Here is a 21,306-nt window from a genome sequence, read left to right as displayed (position 1 = left end):
CCACGGAGGCGTCTCGTGTTCCTTCCCCGTCCGTTCCGCGCCAGCTCCTTCCGCACCGGTCCGTTCCTGGCCCTTGCCGCGCTCCTCGCGGCGACGCCGTTCGCCGTGCTGTTCTCCGAGGATACGGGCGCCGTCACCGTGGCGCAGTCCCAGCAGACGGCGCAGGCCCAGAACCGCACCGCCCAGAACCAGCCGGCCGTCCCCGCCGCGCCCACCGGCCCGGTGAAGACCGAGACCCAGTCGTTCGACAATTGGGTGCTCACCTGCCAGGAGCTGCCCCCCGCCGCCGGCGCCAAAACCGGCAAGAAGACCTGCTTCGGCGCCCTGCGCATCACCGACAACCAGTCCAAGCGCGTCGTGGTGGTGTGGAAGATCGGCAAGGACGGCAAGGACGTTCCCACCATCGCCATCACCACGCCCACCGGCGTTCTGGTGCGCGACGGCGTGGACCTGGTGCTCGGCCAGAACACCCGCAAGCTCGCCTATCAGTGGTGCAGCACCAGCGAGTGCGAGGCGAGCATCGCCTACGACGCCGCCCTCGCCAGGGAGCTGTCCGCCGCCAAGGAGGCCACCATCGCCTTCCGCCTGCAGGACGGCCGGCAGGTGAACGTGAAGGTGGGCGTGACCGGCGTCGACAAGGTGCTCGCCGGACTGGCCAAGAGCTGAGGGGGCGGCGCGGGCCGCCCCGTCGCTACCGTCGCGCTTCGTCGCTACCGTCATCCCCCGGCTCGTCCGGGGGATCCACTTTGCCGCTTGTCCCCCTTCATCAGGCCCGGCACCCCTCGGGCGGAGAAGTGGATCGCCCGCACAAGGCGGGCGATGACGGCGCTCTTCCGGGGCAAGACGGGGCGGCCCGGCGCCTGACGGAGTGCGGAGAGGATTCCTCCCAGCTCTCCGCCGCTCGCGCCCCTCCCGCGTTGCCAGCCGCGCGGCGGCTCTCTAGGGTCACGCCCGAGTTCAGATCCGCGCCCCGGAGGCCCTGTTGCGTCGCCGTATCCTGATCGCCGCGTTCGTCCTGATCGCGGCGCTTGTCGCCATCCGGGCCGCCGTCGTCGCCAGCCGCCTGCCCGAGGCGATCACCGCCGCCGAGTTCGAGCGGATGCGGCCGGAGCCGAACCGCCAGCGCGCTTTCCTGCACCGCATGCCCAAGGGCGGCGACCTGCACACCCATCTCTCCGGCGCCGTCTATGCCGAGCGGCTGATCGCCTGGGCCATCAAGGATGGCTTGTGCCTCGACCCCGCCGCCATGAACATCCTGTCCCCGCCCGCCGACGCGAGCGCCGAGAAGCCCTGCGGCGCCGATCCCAAGATCGTCCCCATCGCCGACGCGGTGGCCGGCTGGCGCGGCCAGACCACCTTCGACCTTCTGGTGGATGCGCTCTCCCTGCGCTGGTTCGTGCCCACCCCTCAAGTGCCGTCCGGCCACGACCAGTTCTTCGCCTCCTTCTCCAAGTTCAATCCCGCCGCCGGCGGACCGGACTGGACGCGCACCCTGGAGCGCACCGCCGAGATGACGGTGGACCAGCTGCGCCAGTATCGCGCCGACAACGTTCAATATGCCGAGCTGATGGTGACGCTGCTGGAGGGCGAGGACCGCCGCCGCCTCGGCCAGGCCATCGGCGCCGAGCGCGATCCGAAAGCCATGCTGGCGGCGCTGGATCAGGCCGGCATGGCGGACGTGGTGCGCCGCCGGGTGGCGGACATCAAGGCTCTCGTCGCCCGCGTGGAAGCCCTGCGCGGCTGTTCGGCGGACGCGAACCGCCCCGGCTGCGGCGTGGATTTCCGCTATATCGCGCAGGTGAACCGTAACGGCGCGCCGGCCGAGGTGTTCGCCCAGACGGCGGTCTCGGCCGCCCTCGTGCGGGCCCTGCCGGACATCGTGGCCGGCTTCAACTATGTCGGCCCGGAGGACTACCGCACTGCGCGGCAGGACTACCGCACCCATATGAAGTGGATCGGCTTCCTCGCCGGCAAGGACGTGCCGGTGGCGCTCCATGCGGGCGAATTGTGGATCGGGCTGGTGCCGCCCTCGGACCTTGATTTCCATATCCGCGAGGCGGTGGAGACGGCGGGGGCACGGCGCATCGGCCATGGCACCGCCATCGGCTTCGAGCGCGACATGGACGGGCTGCTCGCGGAGCTGAAGGCGCGTGGCGTCGCCATCGAGATCGCGCTCACCTCGTCCGACGTGATCCTCGGCGTGCGCGACCGCCGCCACCCCATCCGCACCTATCTCTCCGCCGGCGTACCGGTAACGCTTGCCACCGACGACGCGGGCGTCTCGCGCATCGACCTCACCAACGAATATCTGCGCGCGTCGCAGGACCACGGCCTCGGCTATCGCCGGCTGAAGGGCTTCGCGCACACCGCCATCGACAAGGCCTTCCTGCCGCCGCCGGAAAAGGCCCGCCAGCGCTCCCGTCTCGATGCCGCCTTCGCCGCCTTCGAGCAGGAGGTGACGGGCTCGCTGCCCCTCAAGGCGCGCATCGCCGCCTTCTTCCGCGCACTGGTGGGCGCGGGAGGGCGTTGAAGGCGGGTCTCAGGCGTTCTCTTTCTGCGAGTGGGAGGGCGCTTCCGCCGGCCTGCGGGGCGGGGACGCCATGGCATATTCCTCGAGCTCCTGGGAGGGACCCCACAGGTCCGCGACCGTCGCCCCCGTGTCGCGGCGGGGCGGTCGGCGCAGGAAGCCGAGGATCTCGTGCGGCCACACCCGCCTGCCGATCTTCGTGTACCAGCGCATGGCGTGGCGCAGGCGCGGGTCGCGCTCGAGAAACGTGCGCCGGAGCGCCTTCGGCCGCAATTGCAGCACCGCCTCGGTGAGCTTCACCCAGGCGAGTGTCCCGCCACGCCGGCATGTGGCGGGTCGCGAGCACCTGGTGCTTGTAGTCCCAGCGGCGGCGGTCAGGCTCGATCACCCGGCGGCCGGCTGCGAGCCGGTAGTAGGGCGTCCAGCGATGCGGCGTCACATACAGCATCTGGATCTGGTCGGGATCATGGGCCAGCAGGCGCCTCAGGCCGCGCCAGTGGTCGCGGTCGGTCTCCTCCTCGAAGCCCACCACCCAGGTGGCCATGGAAAGAATGGAATGGCGGCGCAGCAGGCGGATCGCCTCCCGGTCGCTGTCGATGCCACCGCCTTTGCGGATCAGGGTGAGGATGGCCGCATCCGTATTCTCCAGCCCGAGCAGGAAGCGCACCCAGCCGGCCTTGCGGTAGAGGTGCAGGATGTCGGCATCGCGCACGATGTCGTCGGCGCGGGTGGAGCCGACGAGGATCAGGTCCACCTCCTCCGCGATCAGCGCCTCCAGGAAGGCACGCCAGGCCTTCTTCGACGAGGTGGGATTCTCGTCGGCGAAGTTGATGACCTTTACGCCCTGCTCCCGGTGGAGCCTTGCCAGTTCCTTGGCGAAGAGGACGGGATCGCGGTGGCGCCAGCGGCTCCAGAAGCCGCGCTGGCCGCAATAGGTGCAGGGATGCGGGCAGCCGCGCGAGAACTGCACCACCACCGCGCGCAGCCCGCCCCAATAGGAATAATGGGCGTGATCGATCAGCTCCCACCCGATGCGGTAGGCATCGAGGTTCTGGATGACCGGCGCGGGCGGGGTGGCGCGCGGGCCGTCGGCGTCGCGGAAGGCGATGCCGGGGATGTCGCCGAGCGGTTTGCCGGTGTGAAGCGCGGCCATGAGTCGGCGCGCCGTCTCCTCGCCTTCGCCCCGGACGATGGCCGTCACGTGAGGTTCCGCGGCGAGGATGTCGCGCCAGTGATATGTGGGAAAAACCCCGCCATGGACGATGAAGACACCGGGCAGCGCTAGGGCGACCCCGGCCGCCACCGCCGCGATCACCCGGTGGGCGGAGGTGGAGCCCGGATGGCCGAACAGCACCGCGTCCGGCCGGAAGGCCACGGCGGCGGCGACCAGTTCGGCCGCCGTCATGGGTTTCAGCTCGCCGTCCACGAGGCGCACCTCATGCCCGTCATCGATCAGCGGGCCGCCGATGGCGAGGAGGCCGAGCGGGGGCAGGTGATCGTTCGGGATGCGGCTGCCGATGGCGGGATGCGGCACGTTGATGAGCAGGATGCACACGCGCCCTCGCTTCCTCTGCGCCGATGGGGCTTCCGATGCGTCACTGCTTAACCGGTCCCCGGCAGATGTGCCATCCTCCGAGCAAGCGGGAGGGAATGATGGCCGAGGGTCACGAGCGGGCGGACGGCCCGGCGCCCATGCAGGGGGGCGGGTTCTACAACGACCATGCCCAGCATCAGGCGAAGGGCGGCGCCCATGGGTTGCCGCTGATCGCGCGGGCGTTCGAGGGGATGGCGCTCCAGGGCCCCGTCACGCTGGCCGACTATGGCAGCGCCACCGGCCGCAACTCGCTCGCGCCCATGGGATTGGCGCTCGGCGAGGTGCGCCGCCGGCTGGGGCCGGAGGTGCCGGTGTCGATCGTCCATACCGATCAGCCGGGCAATGACTTCACCGGCCTGTTCCAGCTGCTGCGGGACGATCCCGAAAGCTATCTCAGGCGCGATGCGCGCGCCTTCGCCTCGGCGGTGGGGCGTACCTTCCACGAGCAGGTGCTGCCCGATGCTTGCGTTGATTTCGGCTGGTGCTCGTTTGCCGCCCACTGGATGAGCCACGCGCCGGTGATGCCGGCCGGCCATGTGTGGCCGCGGCAGACGGCGCCGGAGGTGCGCGCCGCCTTCGCCGCGCAGGCGGCAGCGGACTGGCGGGCCTTCCTCGCCGCCCGCGCGCAGGAGCTGAAGCCGGGCGGCGCCCTGGTTGTGGTGCAGCCGAGCCTGCCGGAGGCCGAGCCCACCACCTTCCCGGTGCTGATGCCCTGGGTGGACGCGGAGCTGGACGCCATGGTTCTCGGCGGCGCCCTGACGCCGGACGAGCGCGGGCGCATGACCATCCTCGTGTTCGAGCGCACCGCCGCCGAGGCCCGTCTTCCTTTCGTCGGTGGCGCCTTCGCGGGGCTGACCCTCGTCGCCGAGGAGGCGCGGGAGATGCCGGACCCGTTCTGGCCGGCCTACGCGACGGACGGGGATGCGGCGGCCCTGGCGGACAAGCATCTCGGCTTCTTCCGTGCGCCCTTCCTGCCCTCACTGCTGGCGGCGCTCGACACCGGCCGCGATGCCGATTTCCGCGCGGCGTTCACGGATCGGCTGATGGCCGGGCTCGAAAGGCGCATGCGCGCGGCGCCGCAGCCGCTCCTGTCGCCCATGGTGATCCTCACCGGGCTCTACCGAAAGGCGGGGTAGGGCGTCACGGCGGCGCGGAAATGCCCCGCGCCAGCGCCACCGGCACGCCGTAGCCATCGCGAGCGAGCGCCGCCGCCTCGGCGATGGGCAGGGGGCGGCCGAGCAGGAAGCCCTGCGCCTCGGCGCAGGAGGTGCGGGCGAGCAGCGCCCACTGCTCCTCGGTCTCGATGCCCTCGGCGACGGTGGCGATGCCGAGCCGGCTGGTGAGCACGGTGATGGCCTCGACGATGGCCGCGCTCGCCGACCCCTCGGTGGCGTCCTGCACGAAGGAGCGGTCGATCTTGATCTTGTCCAGGGGCAGAAGGCGCAGCCGGCTGAGGCTGGAATAGCCGGTGCCGAAATCGTCGAGCACGATCTTCACCCCGATCGCGCGCAGCCGCTGGAGCACGGCAAGGCTGGTCTGCTCGCTCTCGAACAGGGCGCTCTCGGTGATCTCGCATTCGAGGCGCTCGGGGGGCAGGCCGCTGTCGCGCAGGGCCGCCTCCAGCGTGCCGACAATGTCGCCGAAGGCGAGCTGCACCGGCGAGAGGTTCACCGCCACCTTCAGCGTGCCGGGCAGGCCGGCGATGTCGGCCGCCGCCCGCCGCAGCACGAAGGCGCCGATCTCGACGATGCTGCGGGAATCCTCGGTCAGCGGCACGAAGGTGGAGGGATCGACGGCGCCGCGGCGCGGGTGGTTCCAGCGCAGCAGCGCCTCGAAGCCGGTGAGCGCGCCGGTGGCCACCGAGAAGATGGGCTGGTAGGCCAGCTCGAACTGCTCCTGCGCCAGCGCCTCCCGCAGATCCTGCTCCATCTCCAGCCGGGCGCGCAGGTGGGTGTCCATCTCCGGCTCGAACACGCACAGCGTGCCGCGGCCCCACGCCTTGGCGCGGTAGAGGGCGAGGTCGGCCTGCTTGAGCAGGGTGTCGGCGTCGGTCCACGCCACCTCCGCCACCGCGATGCCGACGCTGACGCTGATGGAGATGGTGTGGCCGAGGGCGGAATAGGGCGCGCCGAGCAGGGCGATGATGCGCTCCGCCAGTTGCGCGGCCGCCTCCGGCTGCTGCTGGCCGATGCTGATGACGGCGAATTCGTCGCCGCTGAGGCGGGCGACCCGGTCGGTCGCGGGCACGCAGCTCGTGAGGCGCGACGCCACGGTGCGCAGCAGGGCGTCGCCCACCGGGTGGCCGAGGGTATCGTTGACGTCCTTGAAGCGGTCGAGGTCGAGATAGAGCAGGGCCATCTTCTCGCCCAGCTCGGCGGCCTGGTAGAGCGCCTTGCCCATGCGCTCGCGAAACACCACCCGGTTGGGCAGGCCGGTGAGGTCGTCATGGTGGGCGAGGAAGCGGATGCGCCCCTCGCGCTCGATCAGCGCCATGTTCTGCCGCTGCGCCTCGTCCGCCGCCGCGGTGGCGCGCCAGTTGGCCTCGGCCAGTTCCGCCTGCACCGCCTTGAGCGCGGTGATGTCGGTGCGCAGCGCCACCACGCCGCCGTCCGCGGTGTGCCGGTCGGTCATCAGCACCCAGCGCCCGTCGATGAGCCGCCGCTCCACCGGGCTGTGGTCGGGGCGATGCCATCTGGCCCGCTCGGCGACTTCCTCTTCGCTCGCCGGACCGGACAAGGGCGCCCGGGCGGCCGCCGCGCCCGCCCGCATGACGTCCTCGAAGCGGGCGCCCGGCACCAGATAGGGGGCGGTGATGGAGAACAGCTCGCGATAGCGCTGGTTGCAGGCGACGAGGCGGTCTTCGCCGTCCCACAGGGCGAAGCCGTCGGACATGGCTTCCACCGCATTGGCGAGCACCGCCGTGGCGCGGGCGCGCTCGGCGTCCACCGTCTCGCGCTGGCGCAGCGCGATGAGCAGGGCACCGGCGAAGGCCGTCACCAGCGCGGCGCCGACGGCCGCCGCCCCGATCATGCGGTCGCGATCCCGCCGCCAGGGCGCGAGCACGTCGGCAAGGTCGGTGAGGAGCACCACGCGCAGATCGCCGGGCAGGGAGGCGCGCACCACGGCGAGTTCCGGCTGGCCCGCGTCGTTGGTGGCCACGAAGGCCTTGCCATCGGGGGGGCGCGTTCCCAGCGCCCCGTGCCGCCACTCCCCGATGGCGAGTTCGTCGTGGGGCAGGGAGGCGACGAGCTGGCCGTTCGGCCGTTCGATGCGGATGCGGGTGCCGGGGGCAAGGCCGGTCTCCGCCAGGATCTTCATGAGCGAGAGGATGGGAACGTCGGCGACGGCCACCACGCCGCCCCAGCCCGGAACGGCCCGGGCGGCATAGAGCGCCCAGTCCCCGGTCACCGGGTTCTGCAGCGGGCCGAGCATGGCGGCGGGCTCAAGGCCGCTGACCTGCGTGGCAAGGGGCAGCGTGCGCAGCACGCCCCGCGGGCGGGCGGAGGCGAGGATGGCGCCATCGGGCGCCACCAGCATCAGGTCGCGGAAGGCGATGGTCTGAAGGTTCAGGCCGCGCAGCAGCTCGTTGGCGGCCGGCGAGGTGGGCGTGAGCCCGACGGCGGCGAACATCGGGCGCATGGTGGCGAGCGCGCCATGGATCTGGAGGAGCTGGCGGTTGAGCGCATTCTCAACGCCCTGGGCGGAACGCTCGATGTCGGTTTCGGCGGCGAGCAGCGCCGCGTCGAGGCTGCGATGGGCGAGCATCGCCGTCCCGATACCCAGCAGGGCCAAGATCACGACGGTTCCGGCAATGACGGACAGCTTGAGGCGGTGCCAGATCATGGAACGGCGTCATTGGCCAGGCTTGAGGGCGCCGCGGGGACGCCGGAGGAATCCTCGTCCGTCCGGATGATCCGGCCGGTTGCAATCACTCGGTTTTGGCGGTCGTCGCGTGCAGTTCCGCAAGATAGGCATTCCAGGCGTTGGCGCAAGCCGCGCCGCAGCGCTCGATCCAGCGCGGCAGAATGGTTCCGGACAGCAGGCGGAGGCGGCGGGCGGTGTCGGCCTCGGACTGCGGCACCACCGTCAGCCGCCGTGCCTGCGGCCGGCCGCAGGCGGCCGCGCCGGTGTTGCAGTCGAGCCCGCGCGCGGTGTCGGCTTCGGCCTGCTGCCAGATGCGGTCTTCCAGCCCGGCGAGGCCGGTGCGGATCTGCTCCCGCACGTCCTCCGGCAGCGCCTGCCAGGCGTTGACGTTGGCACCGAAGAAGGAGAGGCCCCAGCTGATGGCCATGCCGTGGACATGGGTGGTCACGTCGCCGAGGCCGATCTCGTAGCCGCTGAGGGTGCCGGTGATGGCGCAGTCCACCACCCCCTGCCGCACCGCGTCCACCACATCCGCGAACGGCACCACCACGGGAATGGCCCCAAGCGCCTTCATCAGGTCGGACTGCGCCACCGACGAGGTGCGGACGCGGCGTCCGGCGATGTCGTCGAGGCCGTGGAAGGCGCTGCGGCAGAACAGGACCTGCGCCGGATAGGCATAGATGGCGAGCATCTCGATGTCCCACCGGTCGCGCAGCAGGGTGGCGAGATGCGCGCGGAAGGCGGCGACCGTCTTCTTCAGGGTCGCCATGTCCGGGTTGAGGATGGGCAGGTCGACGGCGTTGAGCTCGGGCTCCTCCGCCGAGACCACCGAAAGAAGGCCGGTGCCGAACGGCACCACGCCGAGTTGCATGAGCTGCAGCATCTCCTGCCCGCGCAGGCCGCCGCCGTTGTTGGGCGTGATGGTGGCCACCAGCCGCCCGCCGGTGCGCTCGGTGATCTCGCGCTCCCAGAACGGCTGCTCCAGCCGGGTGAACTGGGTGACGCCGCCGAGCCCGCCGACCACCTGAAGCTTGATGGGCTCGTCCCTGGTGCCGGCCGGGGCGGCCTGAGCCGGGGACGCGAGGAAGAAGGTGGCGAGGAAGAAGGCGGCGAGGCAAAAGGCGGCAAGGGGAATGGCTGCCAGCAGCTCCGGCCGCTGCAGGCGCGCCTGCTCTCCCCCGATTCGCCCGCGAAACGCCATCCGCCCCCACCGCGCCCGCATCTTCCGGCCCGACTTCCGGCCCGACTTCCGGCCCAACTTCCGGCCTTTGTCCGCTCCGGGCCGCAACGCCCGGGACGCCCTTGCCGGCAAGAGTGAGCGCATGGGTGGGTGATGCGCAAGCACAAGCTTTGCGCGGGCTGCCCGCATTCCGCCTCAGGGGGCGGGCGCGCGTTGCGCCTTCTCGTATTTGCGGACCACCCGGTCGCGTTTCAGGCGGGACAGGCGCTGCAGCCAGAAGATGCCGTCGAGCTGGTCGCACTCGTGCTGATGGCAGGCGGCCCTCAGACCCTCGGCCTCCTCCTCGGCGATGGCGCCGGAGAGATCCTGATAACGCACCCGCACGCGCGCCTGACGCTCCACCTCCTCCACGGCGCCCGGCATGGAGACGCTGCCTTCCGCGTGGCGGATGGTTTCCGGGGACGACCAGACGATCTCGGGATTGATGTAGGTGCGCGGACCTTCCTCAGGCGAAAGTTCGAGGACCACCACCCGCGCGAGCACGCCCACATGGGGCGCGGTGATGCCGATGCCCGGCGCGGCACGCATCGTATCGAGGAGGTCGGCGGCGAGGGTCGCGAGCGTCGCGTCGAACGCCGTCACGGGCGCTGCCGGCTGCCGCAGCCGCGGGTCCGGAAACTTCACGATCTGCCGCAGCGCCATGGGCGTCCCCTGGACCTGTCAATTCCAATGCCTATTGCGGCCGCCGCTCGCGCTCGTCCCAGCCGCCGATGGCCTCCTGTTCCGGCTCGGGCGGGCGGGGCATGCCGGCGAGGCGGAGGGTGCGGTCGAGCAGCACCTCGTAGATCGGCTTGCCGCCAAGTCCTTCTGCCACAAGGTTTGCGGTGACGCAGGTGAGGATGGTCGGCACCAGGAGGTCATAGGCCCCGGTCAGCTCCGCGACCAGCACCATGCCAACCAGCGGCGCCCGCACCGTGGCCGAGAACAGCCCGCCCATGGCTGCGATCCCGCAGGCCGCAAGCATCTGGGGCGGAAGGGAAAAGACGCTTCCGAGCAACGTCGCGAACAACACGCCCACCGCCGTCGCCAAGGCCAGGATGGGGGCGAAGATGCCGCCGGGAATGCCGGTGGAATAGCTCGCCATGGTCATGGCGAACCGGATCACCACGATCCCCGCCAGGGTCAGCGCCGGCAGCCCCATGCCCGGCAGGGACACAGCCAGCAGCTCCCCGCCAAACGTCGCCTCCGGCCGCAGCACCAGGAGCGGCCCCACCGCCGCGCCCACCACCACCGGCAGGACATAGGGCGAGACCTTCAAAGCCAGTCCCCGTGCGGCATCCAGCGAAAAGACCAGCGCCGCATTGAAGGCGATGCCCACCACCCCGAGCACCGCGCCAAGCCCGATGAACGCTGGCAGAAGGTGCAGGGGAACAGCGGACACGTCCATCTGCATGTCCGGCTCGGTGCCGCCGACGACCTGGGCGACGATGGCGCTCGCCACCGAGCAGATGATGACCGCGCTATAGGTGCGCAACCCATAGGGAAACTGCCGCCGCGTCTCCTCGATGACGAACAGGATGGCGGCCAGCGGCGCATTGAACGCCGCTGCCAGACCCGCCGCAGCGCCCGCCGCCAGAAGGCCTCGGCTGTCGCGGGTGCTCAGTCCGGCGGCGTCCGAGATGGCCTTGGCGATGGACGCGCCCATGTGGATCGTCGGGCCTTCCCGGCCCGCCACCAGCCCCGATCCAAGGGCCAGCACGCCGCCGACGAATTTTACCGGCAGCACCCGCTTCCAGCGCACCTCGCGCAGGCCCTCAAGCGCGCCCTCGATTTCCTGCACGCCGGAACCCGCCGCCTCCGGTGCGAAGCGCCGGACGAGGAAGACCGCCAGCGCCACCATCAGCGCGGCACCGACCGAGAGGGCGGCATAGAGTTCCGGCCCCTGGAAATGCGCGCGCAGCAGCAGCGGCCATTCGCCGGCCTTCACCGTCGCCCAATGGAATCCCGCGCCGACGCCGCCCCCGATGAAGCCCACCAGTGCGGCAAGTGCGTAATAGACGATGTCACGGGGCTTCTGGGCGGGTTCGGCGGATGTCACGCGGGACCTCGGGGCGGGGCAGCTGGGCAGCCTGATGCGCTGCAACAACAGACTTAGCTGAGGCGCGCGGTGGGGGGCAAGGACCGATCGGCCTGCCCCCGCCCCGCCGCACCCGCTCTCAGACCGCCCTGAGGGTCGGCGCCGCCGCCGGTCCCAGCATCCGCGGCGTCTCTTCGCCGTGAAGGTGCAGCACCCGATCGTGCAGGTCGACAAGGGTGTTGCGGTGGCCGATGGAGATGAAGGTCGCCTCCGGCAGACGCTCTCTCAGCAGCCGGTAGAGCGCGGCTTCGCTCGCCTCGTCGAGGGCGGACGTGGCTTCGTCCAGCAGCAGCACCTCGGGCGCCTCCAGCAGGGCGCGGGCGATGGAAATGCGCTGCTGCTCGCCGAGCGAGAGCTCATGCGGCCACAGGGCTTCCGCGTCGAGCCGGCCGGCGAGGTCGGCGAGGCCGACGGCGGTCAAGACCTCGGTGAGCTGGTCGCGCGGCACTTCGGCGACGGGGCGGGGATAGGCGAGCGCGACGTCCAGCCGCCCGGCCGGCACATAGGGCTTCTGCGGCAGCACCATGAGCCGATGCTCGGCGTGGCGATGCACGGAGCCCGTCGCATAGGGCCAGATGCCGGCGATGGCGCGCAGCAGCGTGGTCTTGCCGGCGCCGGACGGGCCGGTGATGAGCACGCACTCGCCGTGCGCGATGTGCAGTTCGTCCGTTGCGAGGAGCGGCGCGCCGCCGGGCAGGCGGACATCCAGCCCCCGCAGGGCCAGCGCCTTGCCGGCGGGCAGGGAGGCCAGGCTCTCCGTGGGACGGGTCGCCTGCGCCGCCGCGATGGCCTTCTCGAAGCCGGTGAGCCGCTGCACCACGGAGGTCCATTCCGCCAGCGTCACGTAGCTGGAAATGAAGAAGGAGAACGAGCCCTGCACCGAGGAGAAGGCGCTCGCCGTCTGCATCAATTGGCCGAGCTGGATCTGGCCGGAGAAATAGGCCGGAGCCACCACCACGTAGGGGAAGATGGTGGAGATCTGGTTGTAGCCGGCGGTGAACCAGGTGAGGCGCTTCTGGGCCTTCATCAACTCCACGAAATTGCCGAAGATGTTGGAGAACCGCCCTTCCAGCTTGCGCTCTTCCGCCTGCGCACCCTCCAGCAGGGCGATCTGCTCGCCATTCTCGCGCACCCGCACGAGATCGACGCGGAAGTTCGCCTCATAGCGCTGCTGCTCGAAATTGAGCTTCACCAGCGGACGGCCGATGAAATGGGCGATCAGGGTGCCGGCCGCGGCATAGATCAGCGCTGCCCAGAACAGATAGCCCGGCACGTTCAGCTCGCGCCCGAACAGGTGCAGCGGCAGCGAGCCGGACAGATTCCACAGGATGACGGAGAAGGAGACGAGGGACACCACGGTGCCCAGCAGGCCGACGCCCACCGAGATGGTCCGGTTGATGAAGGATTGCACGTCCTCGGCGATGCGCTGGTCGGGATTGTCCGCCGCATCGCCGCCGAGCCGCAGGCGATAATGCACATCGTCGCCCAGCCACGCGCCGAGATAGCGCCGGGTGAGCCAGCGGCGCCAGCGGACTTCCAGCCACTGCTTCAGGTAGATCTGGTAGACCGCCACGATGATGGCGCCGGCGGCGATGGCGCAGAAGATCAGGATCTGTTGCTGGAAGGCGGCGAAGTCCTTCTCCTGGATGGCGTTGTAGAACGCGACGTTCCACTCGTTGAGCATCACCGTGGCGAACACCCATGCGAGTTCCAGGGCGATCACAGCGGCGAGGAGGCCAATGGCGATCCAGCGCTCCTCGCTCTTGAAATAGGGCACGGCGAGGCGGCGGATGTCGCCGAGAAGGGATAAAAGGGCACGCAAGGCCGGGCTCTCCGGAAGGGGCTTCGCGGCGAGCATTGAACCCCCGCGCATGGCTGAACCATGGCCGCAGGATGAAGGATTGGAAAGGTGCCGGTGGGGCAGGGGGGCGACGGACAGGGGGAGGAGGACTTGTGTTACAGACAGGATTGCGAAAATTGTCTGTAAAGGATAAAAGTTACAGACAGGAGCTAAAACCGTGTCTGTAACCCTTAAGCCCATCCCGCTGCCCCTTCAGACGCTCTATGCGGAACTGGTGCAGCAGGTGCATGGGGTGATGGAGCGGCCGGCGTCGCTCTATCGGCGCGACATAAAGGGCGTCGAATATGTCTACGCCAAGCGCCCGGTCGGCTCCACCCGGCGCGACCTCTTCATCGGCCGGGCCGACGATCCGCAGGTGGTGGAGCGCATCGGCCTGATCGAAGAAGAGAACAGGGCAGCGAAGGTGCGCTCCACCCTCGTCTCCACCCTGCGGCGCGCTGGCATTCCATCCCCGCCGACAGCCTTATCCCAGGTGCTCGATGCTCTGGAAGAGGCGGGATTGCTGCGTCAGGCGGTGGTGGTGGGAACCGCCGCCTACCAGTGCTATTCCGCGCCGGTCGGCCACGCGCTTCCGGCCTCTGCCATGATGACGCAGGATGCCGACCTCGCCACGGCCAGCCTCGCCATCAGCGCTGTCGATGCGGAAGAGACGCTGGAAACCATTCTGAAACGGGCCGATCCGAGCTTCCGCCCATTGCCGGGCCTCGATCGGACTGCGCCGCCCTCCCATTTCCGCTCTGCAGCGGGTTTTGTGGTGGACCTTCTCACGCCTCAACACCGACGCACGGATCCCAATCCCATGCCGCTGCCGGCGCTGGCGGCTGGGGCGGCGCCTCTTCAGCACCTGTCATGGCTCATCGCCGCGCCCATGGACGCGGCGGTGCTCCATCGCTCCGGCATCGCCGTGCGTATTCCCCAGCCGGCGCGCTTCGCGGTCCACAAGCTCGTCATCGCCCAGAAACGGGGAGGCGATACCGCCAAACGCGCCAAGGATCTGGTGCAGGCGGGGGCCTTGATCCATGCCCTCAAGGCCGCGGACCCGTTCGCCCTGTCTGACGCTTGCGAGGATGCCTGCGCACAGGGTGTCACCGGCTGGAAGCGCCCTATCGAGCGCTCCCTTCACGAACTCGGCCTGACACCGGAAGACCTGTCCGCGTGAGGGGCCTGGCGCGGCGCCGGTCCGAACTCAGGCCTTCTTCACGAACTCCGTGCGCAGCACGAGGCCCTTCACCTTCTCGACCTTGCAGTCGATCTCTTCCGGGTCGCCGGTGAGGCGGATGCCCTTGACGAGGGTCCCGCGCTTCAGGGTCACGGAGGTGCCCTTCACCTTCAGGTCCTTGATGAGGGTCACGTTGTCGCCGTCCTTCAGGACAGCGCCGTTGGCGTCGCGCGTTTCGGTATCGGACATCTTGCCTCAAACCTCCTTGGCCAGCTCGCGCAGGCGGAACTTCTGGATCTTGCCGGTGGAGGTCTTGGGGATTTCCTCGAAAACCACGTGGCGGGGGCACTTGTACGCCGCGAGATGGGTGCGGCAATGGGCGATGATCTCTTCGGCCGTCGCGGTCATGCCGTCGCGCAGCTCGACGAAGGCGACGGGGGTCTCGCCCCACTTCTCGTCGGGCTTCGCCACCACGGCCGCGGCTGCGATCGCCGGATGCTTGTAGAGGGCGTCCTCCACCTCGATGGAGGAGATGTTCTCGCCGCCCGAGATGATGATGTCCTTGGAGCGGTCCTTGAGCTGGATGTAGCCGTCGGGATGCTTCACCCCGAGATCGCCCGAGTGGAACCAGCCGCCGGCAAACGCCTTCTCGGTGGCGGAGGGGTTCTTGAGGTAGCCCTTCATCACCACGTTGCCGCGGAACATGACCTCGCCCAGCGTCTCGCCATCGGCCGGAACGGGGACCATGGTTTCCGGGTCCATCACGTCGAGGGATTCCAGCGCGCTGTAGCGCACGCCCTGCCGCGACTTGAGGAAGGCCCGCTGCTTCGCGTCGAGCGCGTCCCACTCGGAATGCCAGTCGTTAACGACCGCCGGACCGTAGACCTCGGTGAGCCCGTAGACATGGACCACGTTGAAGCCGGCATCCTGCATGGCGGCCAGCACGGCCTCCGGCGGCGGGGCGGCGGCGGTGATGAATTCCACCCGGCCGGGCAGGGGGCGCTTGTCCGCCTCCGGCGCGTTGAGCAGGGTCGACATGACGATGGGCGCGCCGCACATGTGCGTCACCTTGTGGTCGGCGATGGCGTCGAACATGGCCTTCGCCCGCACCTGCCGCAGGCACACATGGGTGCCGGCAACGAGCGTGATCGACCAGGGGAAGCACCAGCCGTTGCAGTGGAACATGGGCAGCGTCCACAGATAGACCGGATGCTTGCCCAGGGCGCACGTCACCACATTGCCGACCGCCAGCAGGTGGGCGCCGCGATGGTGATAGACGACGCCCTTGGGGTCGCCGGTGGTGCCGGACGTATAGTTCAGCGCGATGGCGTCCCATTCGTCCGCCGGCGGCTTCCATGCGAAGTCTTCGTCGCCGGTGGCAAGGAAATCCTCGTATTCCATCGTGCCGATGCGCTCGCCCGCTCCGGTGAACTCGGGATCGTCATAGTCGATCACCAGCGGCTTGCGGACGGCGAGGGCGAGGGCCGCCTTGATGACGGGCGAGAATTCGCGGTCGGTGATGAGCACCTTCGCCTCGCCGTGGTCGAGGGTGAAGGCGAGGATGGCGGCGTCGAGCCGGGTGTTGAGCGAGTTGAGCACGGCGCCCGTCATGGGCACGCCGTAGTGCGCTTCCAGCATCGCCGGGGCATTGGGCAGCATGACGGCCACCGTGTCGCCGACGCCGACCCCCACCTTCGTCAGCGCCGAGGCCAGGCGGCGGCTGCGGGCGTAGAAATCCCGGTAATTGCGCTTGAGGCCGCCGTGCAGGATGGCGGTGCGGTCGGGAAACACGCTCGCCGCCCGCTCCAGGAAGCCGAGGGGTGTCAGCGGCTGGAAGTTCGCCGCGTTCCGATCGAGATCCTGGTCGTAGATGCCGGCCATCGTGTCCCCCCACTCGTGCGAATGCTTGTGTTCGCGCCGGGATTCCGGTCGAATTGGAGCGCGAACCTAGCCGAGGGCGGCAGGGCGGTGCAATCGGTGGGCCCCGATACCAAAGTACCAGTCTGCCGCAGGTGGTCGCGGGCTCGGGCGACAAACGTCTTACGCATTTGTGCGAGCTTGCGCCGTAAAAAAGCACCCGGCACTACCGGGCTAAAGAAGACCCTTGAGGGAGACGTCCATGTCCATTGATGGCGCGAGCCGCTACGCGCAGGCCTATGCCGGCTGGAAGACCGATCCGTCCACCTTCTGGGCCGAGGCCGCCCGGGGCGTCGACTGGACCCGCCCACCGGAAACCATCTTCGATGCCGACGCCGGCGTCTATGGCCGCTGGTTTCCCGATGCGGTGGGGAACGTCTGCCACAATGCGCTCGATCGTCATGTCGCTGCCGGCCGTGGCGATCAGGCGGCCCTGATCTATGACAGCCCCGTCACTGGCACCAAGCGCACGCTGACCTATGGCGAGATGCTGAAGGAGACGGCGACGCTGGCGGCCGTGCTTCAGGACATGGGCGTCGGCAAGGGCGACCGGGTGCTCGTCTACATGCCCATGGTGCCGGAAGCGATCTGCGCCATGCTGGCCTGCGCCCGCATCGGCGCCATCCATTCGGTGGTGTTCGGCGGGTTTGCCGCCAAGGAGCTGGCCACCCGCATCGAGGATGCCGAGCCGAAGGTGATCCTGGCGGCGTCCTGCGGCATCGAGCCGAACCGCGTCGTGCCCTACAAGCCGCTCCTGGACCTCGCCATCTCCATGTCGGCGGTGAAGCCCGAAAGCTGCCTCGTGCTCCAGCGCGCTCAGGGGCCGGGTGCGCTTGTCGAAGGCCGCGATCTCGACTGGCAGGCCGCGGTCGATGCCGCCGCCGCCGCGGGCAAGGCTGCCCCCTGCGCCGACATGCTGGCCACCGATCCGCTCTACATCCTCTATACCTCCGGCACGACCGGCAAGCCCAAGGGTGTCGTGCGCGACACCGGCGGCTACATGGTGGCGCTCGACTGGAGCATGAAGAACCTCTACGGCATCAAGCCCGGCGAGGTGTTCTGGACCGCCTCCGACATCGGCTGGGTGGTGGGCCATTCCTACATCGTCTACGCGCCGCTGATCCTCGGCGCGACCACCCTGGTCTATGAGGGCAAGCCCGTGGGCACCCCCGACGCCGGGGCCTTCTGGCGGGTGATCGAGGAGCACGGCGTCGTCGCCCTGTTCACCGCGCCGACCGCGCTCCGCGCCATCAAGAAGGAGGATCCGGACTGCCTCCTGAAGCAGGGCCGCGACCTCTCGCGTTTCCGCACCCTGTTCCTCGCCGGCGAGAGGGCGGATCCCGATACGGTGGTGTGGGCGCAGGAGCAGCTGAAGGTGCCGGTGGTGGACCACTGGTGGCAGACGGAAACCGGCTGGGCCATCGCCGCCAATCCCGTGGGCCTGGGTCTCCTCCCCATCAAGCTCGGCTCGCCGACGGTGCCCATGCCGGGCTACGACGTGCAGATCGTGGACGAGGCGTCGAAGCCGGTGCCGGCCGGCACCATGGGCTCCATCGTGGTGAAGCTGCCCTTGCCTCCCGGCTGCCTGCCCACCCTCTGGCAGCAGGACGACCGGTTCGCCGAAAGCTACCTCGCCGAGTTCCCCGGCTACTACAAGACCGCCGACGCCGGCTTCCTGGATGACGACGGCTATGTCTTCGTCATGGGCCGCACCGACGACATCATTAACGTCGCGGGCCATCGCCTCTCCACCGGCGGCATGGAGGAGGTGCTCGCCTCCCATCCGGACGTCGCCGAGTGCGCCGTCATCGGCGTGAAGGACGAGCTGAAGGGTGAGGTGCCCTGCGGCTTTGTGGTGCTCAAGGCGGGCGAACGGCGCGCGCCGGACGTGATCGAGCGGGAGCTTGTGGGACTGGTGCGCGACCGCATCGGCCCCGTGGCCGCCTTCAAGCTGGCCGTCACCGTGAACCGTCTGCCCAAGACCCGTTCGGGCAAGATCCTGCGCGGCACCATGAAGAAGATCGCCGACCACGATCCCTGGACCGTGCCCGCCACCATCGACGATGCCGGCGTGCTGGAGGAGATCGAGGGCGTGCTCAAGGAGCGCGGCATCGCCTGAGCCGTTGCCGACCGCACCGTGACAGAGGCCGGGCCAATGCCCGGCCTTTTTCACATTCAGGCGCCGGGGACGTCTACCGCAGACCGCCGCCGCGCAGCGGGACGTAGCAGCTGTAGCCGATGAAGCACTGCGGATTGTCCCGCGTGGGCACCCATTCCGGGCGGGTCTCCTGGTCGTAGACGCAAAAGCTCTGGTCCCGCACGTAGCGGTCGTAAAGGGTGGGCGACGTGGCGAGCACCACCGCGCCTTTCGATTGAACGAGGGCTGCAGCCTGGGTGCAGGTGAAGGAGCGGCTCTGCGTCTGGGCCGCAGCCGGCCCCGCCAGGCCGGCAAGCGCAGCCACGATCACAAGGCCGAGAGCGCGGCCGGTGTGGCGGGCCGTGCAAGACATCATGGCATCCTCCTTTGCGACGACCCGCGCGGGCCGGGCGCTTCCTACCGGAAGAAATTGTCCCGGGTCGGCACGTAGCAGGTATAGCCCACGAAGCATTGAGGATTGTCCTTCGTCTTGATCCATTCCGGCTTCAGCTGTTCGGAGCCCGCGCAGTAGCGCAGCGAGATCACGTAACGGTCGAAGATGTTGGGTCCCGTGCCCATCACCACAGCCCCTTGGGACGAGACCATTCCCGCCGCCGCTGCGCATGTCATGGTGAGGCTGTCGGGCCGTGCCAGGGCAGGGCCGGAGGCGATTGCGGCGAGCGTGGCCCCGGCCGCGGCATACCGCGTGAAACCGGGGAATCGGTAAAGTTGCATGGCGTCCTCCTTTTGGAGACCAACAAATCCAGGCTAAGCCCCGCTCCGTGAACGTGCCTTGAACACCGTTGTTTTTACGAACAATTTACCTTTCGGACCCGGCGGTGACGCTGATAGCCGGCGAAGGGCGGCCAGTGCGCCTATGTGGCGGTAGCATACTAGGAATTTGGCTTTCGGTTGTGCTGATTTGGGGTGACTGTGGCAAGAATGTTACGGCATTCCGGCGAGACCCCTGCTAGATAGATGTCACTGGACGAAACGACTCGTGGCCCATCCGGCCGCCGGTGATTTCGCCCTAAAGTGCAAGTTACCCAAGCAAGGGGGTTTTGGTCATGAAGCGGTTCCTTCTCGCCACTGTCGCGCTGGCGGCGCTCTCGGCTCCGGCCGCGGCTGCTGACCTGGCGACGAAGTATCCCGTCAAGGCGGTTCCGGTTCCGGTGTTCTCCTGGACCGGTTTCTACATCGGTGGCAACGTTGGTTACGGCGGTGACTCGTTCACCTACGACATCAACTACTTCGGCGCCCCGGTCGCCGCGGCCAGCCTGAACTCCTCCGGCTTCTACGCCGGTGGCCAGATCGGCTACAACTACCAGTTCGCCAACAACGTCGTGCTCGGCATCGAGACCGACCTGCAGTGGTCCAACATCGAGGGCTCCGTGAGCGCCTCCGTGCTCGGCCTGCCGGTCGTCAACGCCGGCACCACCATCGACTACTTCGGCACGATCCGCGCCCGCCTCGGCTATGCGATCGACCGGTTCCTGCCCTACATCACCGGTGGTGTGGCTTACGGCAAGACCGCGACGACCGCTTCCATCCTGGGCGTGCAGGTGTTCGACCGCTCCAGCACCAACTGGGGCTGGACCATCGGCGCCGGTGGCGAGTTCGCGATCACCAACAACTGGACGTTCAAGGCTGAATACCTGTACGTCGACCTCGGCTCTGCCAACGTGGACGCCGTTGCGATCGCGCCCGGCCTGAGCGCTGGCACCGACTCGAAGTTCAACTCGTTCCGCGCGGGTGTGAACTACAAGTTCTGATCGAAGCTCTGCTTCATCAGGAAGCCCGCTGCCTCGGCAGCGGGCTTTTCTTTTGTCTGATCGCCGGGTGGCTTCGGTTTGGGGTCATCGTTCAAGGCGCCCCCAGTCGAGGGGGCTGATCCGCCGCCTCCCCTCCGCCATCCCCTGGTCCTGGCTTCCCCATTGCCCCGGAGCCCGACACCGCCGCGGTTGTCGCCGGTGTCCCTGCAGGCTACCGTCACGTCCATGAGCGACGATATCGCCTTCGACCGCAGCTTCGATGTCCCGGCCGGCCGCCTCGATCAGGTGACGCCGCTTGTCCGACGCATCGTGGCGCCCAATCCCTCGCCCTTCACCTTCACCGGCACCTGCTCCTACATCGTAGGCCGGGGCACGGTGGCCATCATCGATCCCGGCCCGGACGACCCCGGCCACATCTCCGCCTTGCTCGATGCCGTGCGGGGCGAGACCGTCAGCCACATCGTCATCACCCATACCCACCGCGACCATTCTCCCGCGGCGCAGGCGATCCAGGCCGCGACCGGGGCACCCACTGTTGCGGAGGGGCAACATCGCGCTGCGCGGCCTCTGGCCATCGGCGAGGTCAATCCCCTCGACGCCAGCGCCGACATGGAGTTCCGGCCGGATATCGTCCTGCCCGACGGCGAGGCGGTGAGCGGACCCGGCTGGACCCTGACCGGGATCGCCACCCCGGGGCATTGTGCCAACCACATGGCCTTTGCCCTTCCCGAGGAAGACCTCATCTTCTCCGGCGACCATGTGATGGCCTGGGCAACCTCGATCGTGGCGCCGCCGGATGGATCCATGGGCGATTACATCCGCTCCCTCGAACGCTTCGCCACGCGCACGGAGACCGTCTACCTGCCGGGCCACGGCGGCCCTGTGCGGAACGCTCCGGACTTCGTGCGGGATTACCTTTCCCATCGTATTGCGCGGGAGACGGCGATTCTTCGCGCTCTCGACCGCGATGTGGAGACGATTCCCGATCTGGTGCGGGGGATCTACATCGGCCTCGATCCCCGGCTCGTCGGCGCCGCCTCGCTGACGGTGCTGGCCCACCTCGAGCATCTGGTCGCCAGCGGGCGGGTCGTCACCGACGGGACGGCGGCCATCACCGGCCGATTCCGCCGCGCGGCCTGACGCGGCCGGGCGGAGGCT

At 69.1% G+C, this 21,306-nt stretch carries 16 protein-coding genes and 1 pseudogene; 7 read left to right on the top strand and 10 right to left on the bottom strand.

Features of this window, described 5'->3' with window-relative positions; genetic code table 11:
- Nucleotides 1–15: 15 nt before the first annotated feature.
- Nucleotides 16–666 (top strand): invasion associated locus B family protein, encoded by a 651-nt coding sequence (locus ACT54R_RS20485; protein WP_476329354.1) that lies wholly within the window; start codon nt 16–18, stop codon nt 664–666.
- Between the two features lie 316 nt (nt 667–982).
- Entirely contained in the window at nt 983–2,530 is a 1,548-nt protein-coding gene (locus ACT54R_RS20480) for an adenosine deaminase family protein (RefSeq protein ID WP_476329352.1), read from the top strand.
- Nucleotides 2,531–2,539: 9 nt separating this feature from the next.
- Here ACT54R_RS20480 and bchE read toward each other — a convergent pair.
- Nucleotides 2,540–4,082, bottom strand: a pseudogene (gene bchE / locus ACT54R_RS20475) (magnesium-protoporphyrin IX monomethyl ester anaerobic oxidative cyclase).
- A 98-nt stretch (nt 4,083–4,180) separates the two neighbouring features.
- On the opposite strand from bchE, the gene ACT54R_RS20470 reads away from it, so the two are divergent.
- A complete protein-coding gene (locus tag ACT54R_RS20470; protein ID WP_476329350.1) occupies nt 4,181–5,257 on the top strand; it encodes a class I SAM-dependent methyltransferase in 1,077 nt (358 codons plus the stop codon).
- A gap of 4 nt (nt 5,258–5,261) precedes the next feature.
- Here ACT54R_RS20470 and ACT54R_RS20465 read toward each other — a convergent pair whose 3' ends face one another.
- From ACT54R_RS20465 to ACT54R_RS20445, 5 genes are all read right to left on the bottom strand, one after another.
- On the bottom strand, nt 5,262–7,964 hold the full coding sequence (locus tag ACT54R_RS20465; RefSeq protein ID WP_476329348.1) for a bifunctional diguanylate cyclase/phosphodiesterase: 2,703 nt from the start codon (nt 7,962–7,964) through the stop codon (nt 5,262–5,264).
- Between the two features lie 85 nt (nt 7,965–8,049).
- Complete coding sequence (locus ACT54R_RS20460; RefSeq protein ID WP_476329346.1) at nt 8,050–9,186, bottom strand: TRAP transporter substrate-binding protein; 1,137 nt, start codon at nt 9,184–9,186, stop codon at nt 8,050–8,052.
- 174 nt (nt 9,187–9,360) lie between these two features.
- Nucleotides 9,361–9,867, bottom strand: coding sequence for a peptide deformylase (locus ACT54R_RS20455; RefSeq protein WP_476329344.1), 507 nt, complete (start codon nt 9,865–9,867; stop codon nt 9,361–9,363).
- A gap of 31 nt (nt 9,868–9,898) precedes the next feature.
- Nucleotides 9,899–11,263 (bottom strand): H(+)/Cl(-) exchange transporter ClcA, encoded by a 1,365-nt coding sequence (gene clcA / locus ACT54R_RS20450; protein ID WP_476329342.1) that lies wholly within the window; start codon nt 11,261–11,263, stop codon nt 9,899–9,901.
- 118 nt (nt 11,264–11,381) lie between these two features.
- A complete protein-coding gene (locus ACT54R_RS20445; RefSeq protein ID WP_476329340.1) occupies nt 11,382–13,124 on the bottom strand; it encodes an ABC transporter ATP-binding protein/permease in 1,743 nt (580 codons plus the stop codon).
- 196 nt (nt 13,125–13,320) lie between these two features.
- Between ACT54R_RS20445 and ACT54R_RS20440 the strand changes: the two genes are divergently transcribed.
- Nucleotides 13,321–14,322 (top strand): GSU2403 family nucleotidyltransferase fold protein, encoded by a 1,002-nt coding sequence (locus ACT54R_RS20440; protein WP_476329338.1) that lies wholly within the window; start codon nt 13,321–13,323, stop codon nt 14,320–14,322.
- Between the two features lie 27 nt (nt 14,323–14,349).
- Here ACT54R_RS20440 and ACT54R_RS20435 read toward each other — a convergent pair whose 3' ends face one another.
- Both ACT54R_RS20435 and ACT54R_RS20430 read right to left on the bottom strand, forming a co-directional pair.
- Nucleotides 14,350–14,571, bottom strand: a complete 222-nt coding sequence (locus ACT54R_RS20435) for an alkylphosphonate utilization protein (RefSeq protein WP_168457626.1) — start codon at nt 14,569–14,571, stop codon at nt 14,350–14,352.
- Between the two features lie 6 nt (nt 14,572–14,577).
- Nucleotides 14,578–16,203 (bottom strand): acyl-CoA synthetase, encoded by a 1,626-nt coding sequence (locus tag ACT54R_RS20430; RefSeq protein WP_476329336.1) that lies wholly within the window; start codon nt 16,201–16,203, stop codon nt 14,578–14,580.
- Between the two features lie 238 nt (nt 16,204–16,441).
- Between ACT54R_RS20430 and ACT54R_RS20425 the strand changes: the two genes are divergently transcribed.
- The gene (locus ACT54R_RS20425) at nt 16,442–18,358 is read left to right on the top strand and encodes a propionyl-CoA synthetase (RefSeq protein WP_476329334.1); all 1,917 of its coding nucleotides are present in this window, start codon (nt 16,442–16,444) and stop codon (nt 18,356–18,358) included.
- Nucleotides 18,359–18,431: 73 nt separating this feature from the next.
- Here the strand turns inward: ACT54R_RS20425 and ACT54R_RS20420 are convergent, their stop codons facing one another.
- Both ACT54R_RS20420 and ACT54R_RS20415 read right to left on the bottom strand, forming a co-directional pair.
- Nucleotides 18,432–18,752 carry a hypothetical protein gene (locus ACT54R_RS20420; protein ID WP_476329332.1) on the bottom strand — a complete coding sequence of 107 codons (321 nt, stop codon included), beginning with the start codon at nt 18,750–18,752 and terminating at the stop codon, nt 18,432–18,434.
- Between the two features lie 41 nt (nt 18,753–18,793).
- Nucleotides 18,794–19,111 (bottom strand): hypothetical protein, encoded by a 318-nt coding sequence (locus tag ACT54R_RS20415; protein ID WP_476329331.1) that lies wholly within the window; start codon nt 19,109–19,111, stop codon nt 18,794–18,796.
- A 332-nt stretch (nt 19,112–19,443) separates the two neighbouring features.
- On the opposite strand from ACT54R_RS20415, the gene ACT54R_RS20410 reads away from it, so the two are divergent.
- The gene (locus ACT54R_RS20410; protein ID WP_476329329.1) at nt 19,444–20,148 is read left to right on the top strand and encodes an outer membrane protein; all 705 of its coding nucleotides are present in this window, start codon (nt 19,444–19,446) and stop codon (nt 20,146–20,148) included.
- A 225-nt stretch (nt 20,149–20,373) separates the two neighbouring features.
- Nucleotides 20,374–21,288, top strand: coding sequence for an MBL fold metallo-hydrolase (locus ACT54R_RS20405; protein WP_476329327.1), 915 nt, complete (start codon nt 20,374–20,376; stop codon nt 21,286–21,288).
- Nucleotides 21,289–21,306: the final 18 nt, after the last annotated feature.

Source organism: Xanthobacter sp. DMC47, from assembly GCF_056313845.1.
This window is presented reverse-complemented; position numbering and strand designations above follow the sequence as displayed.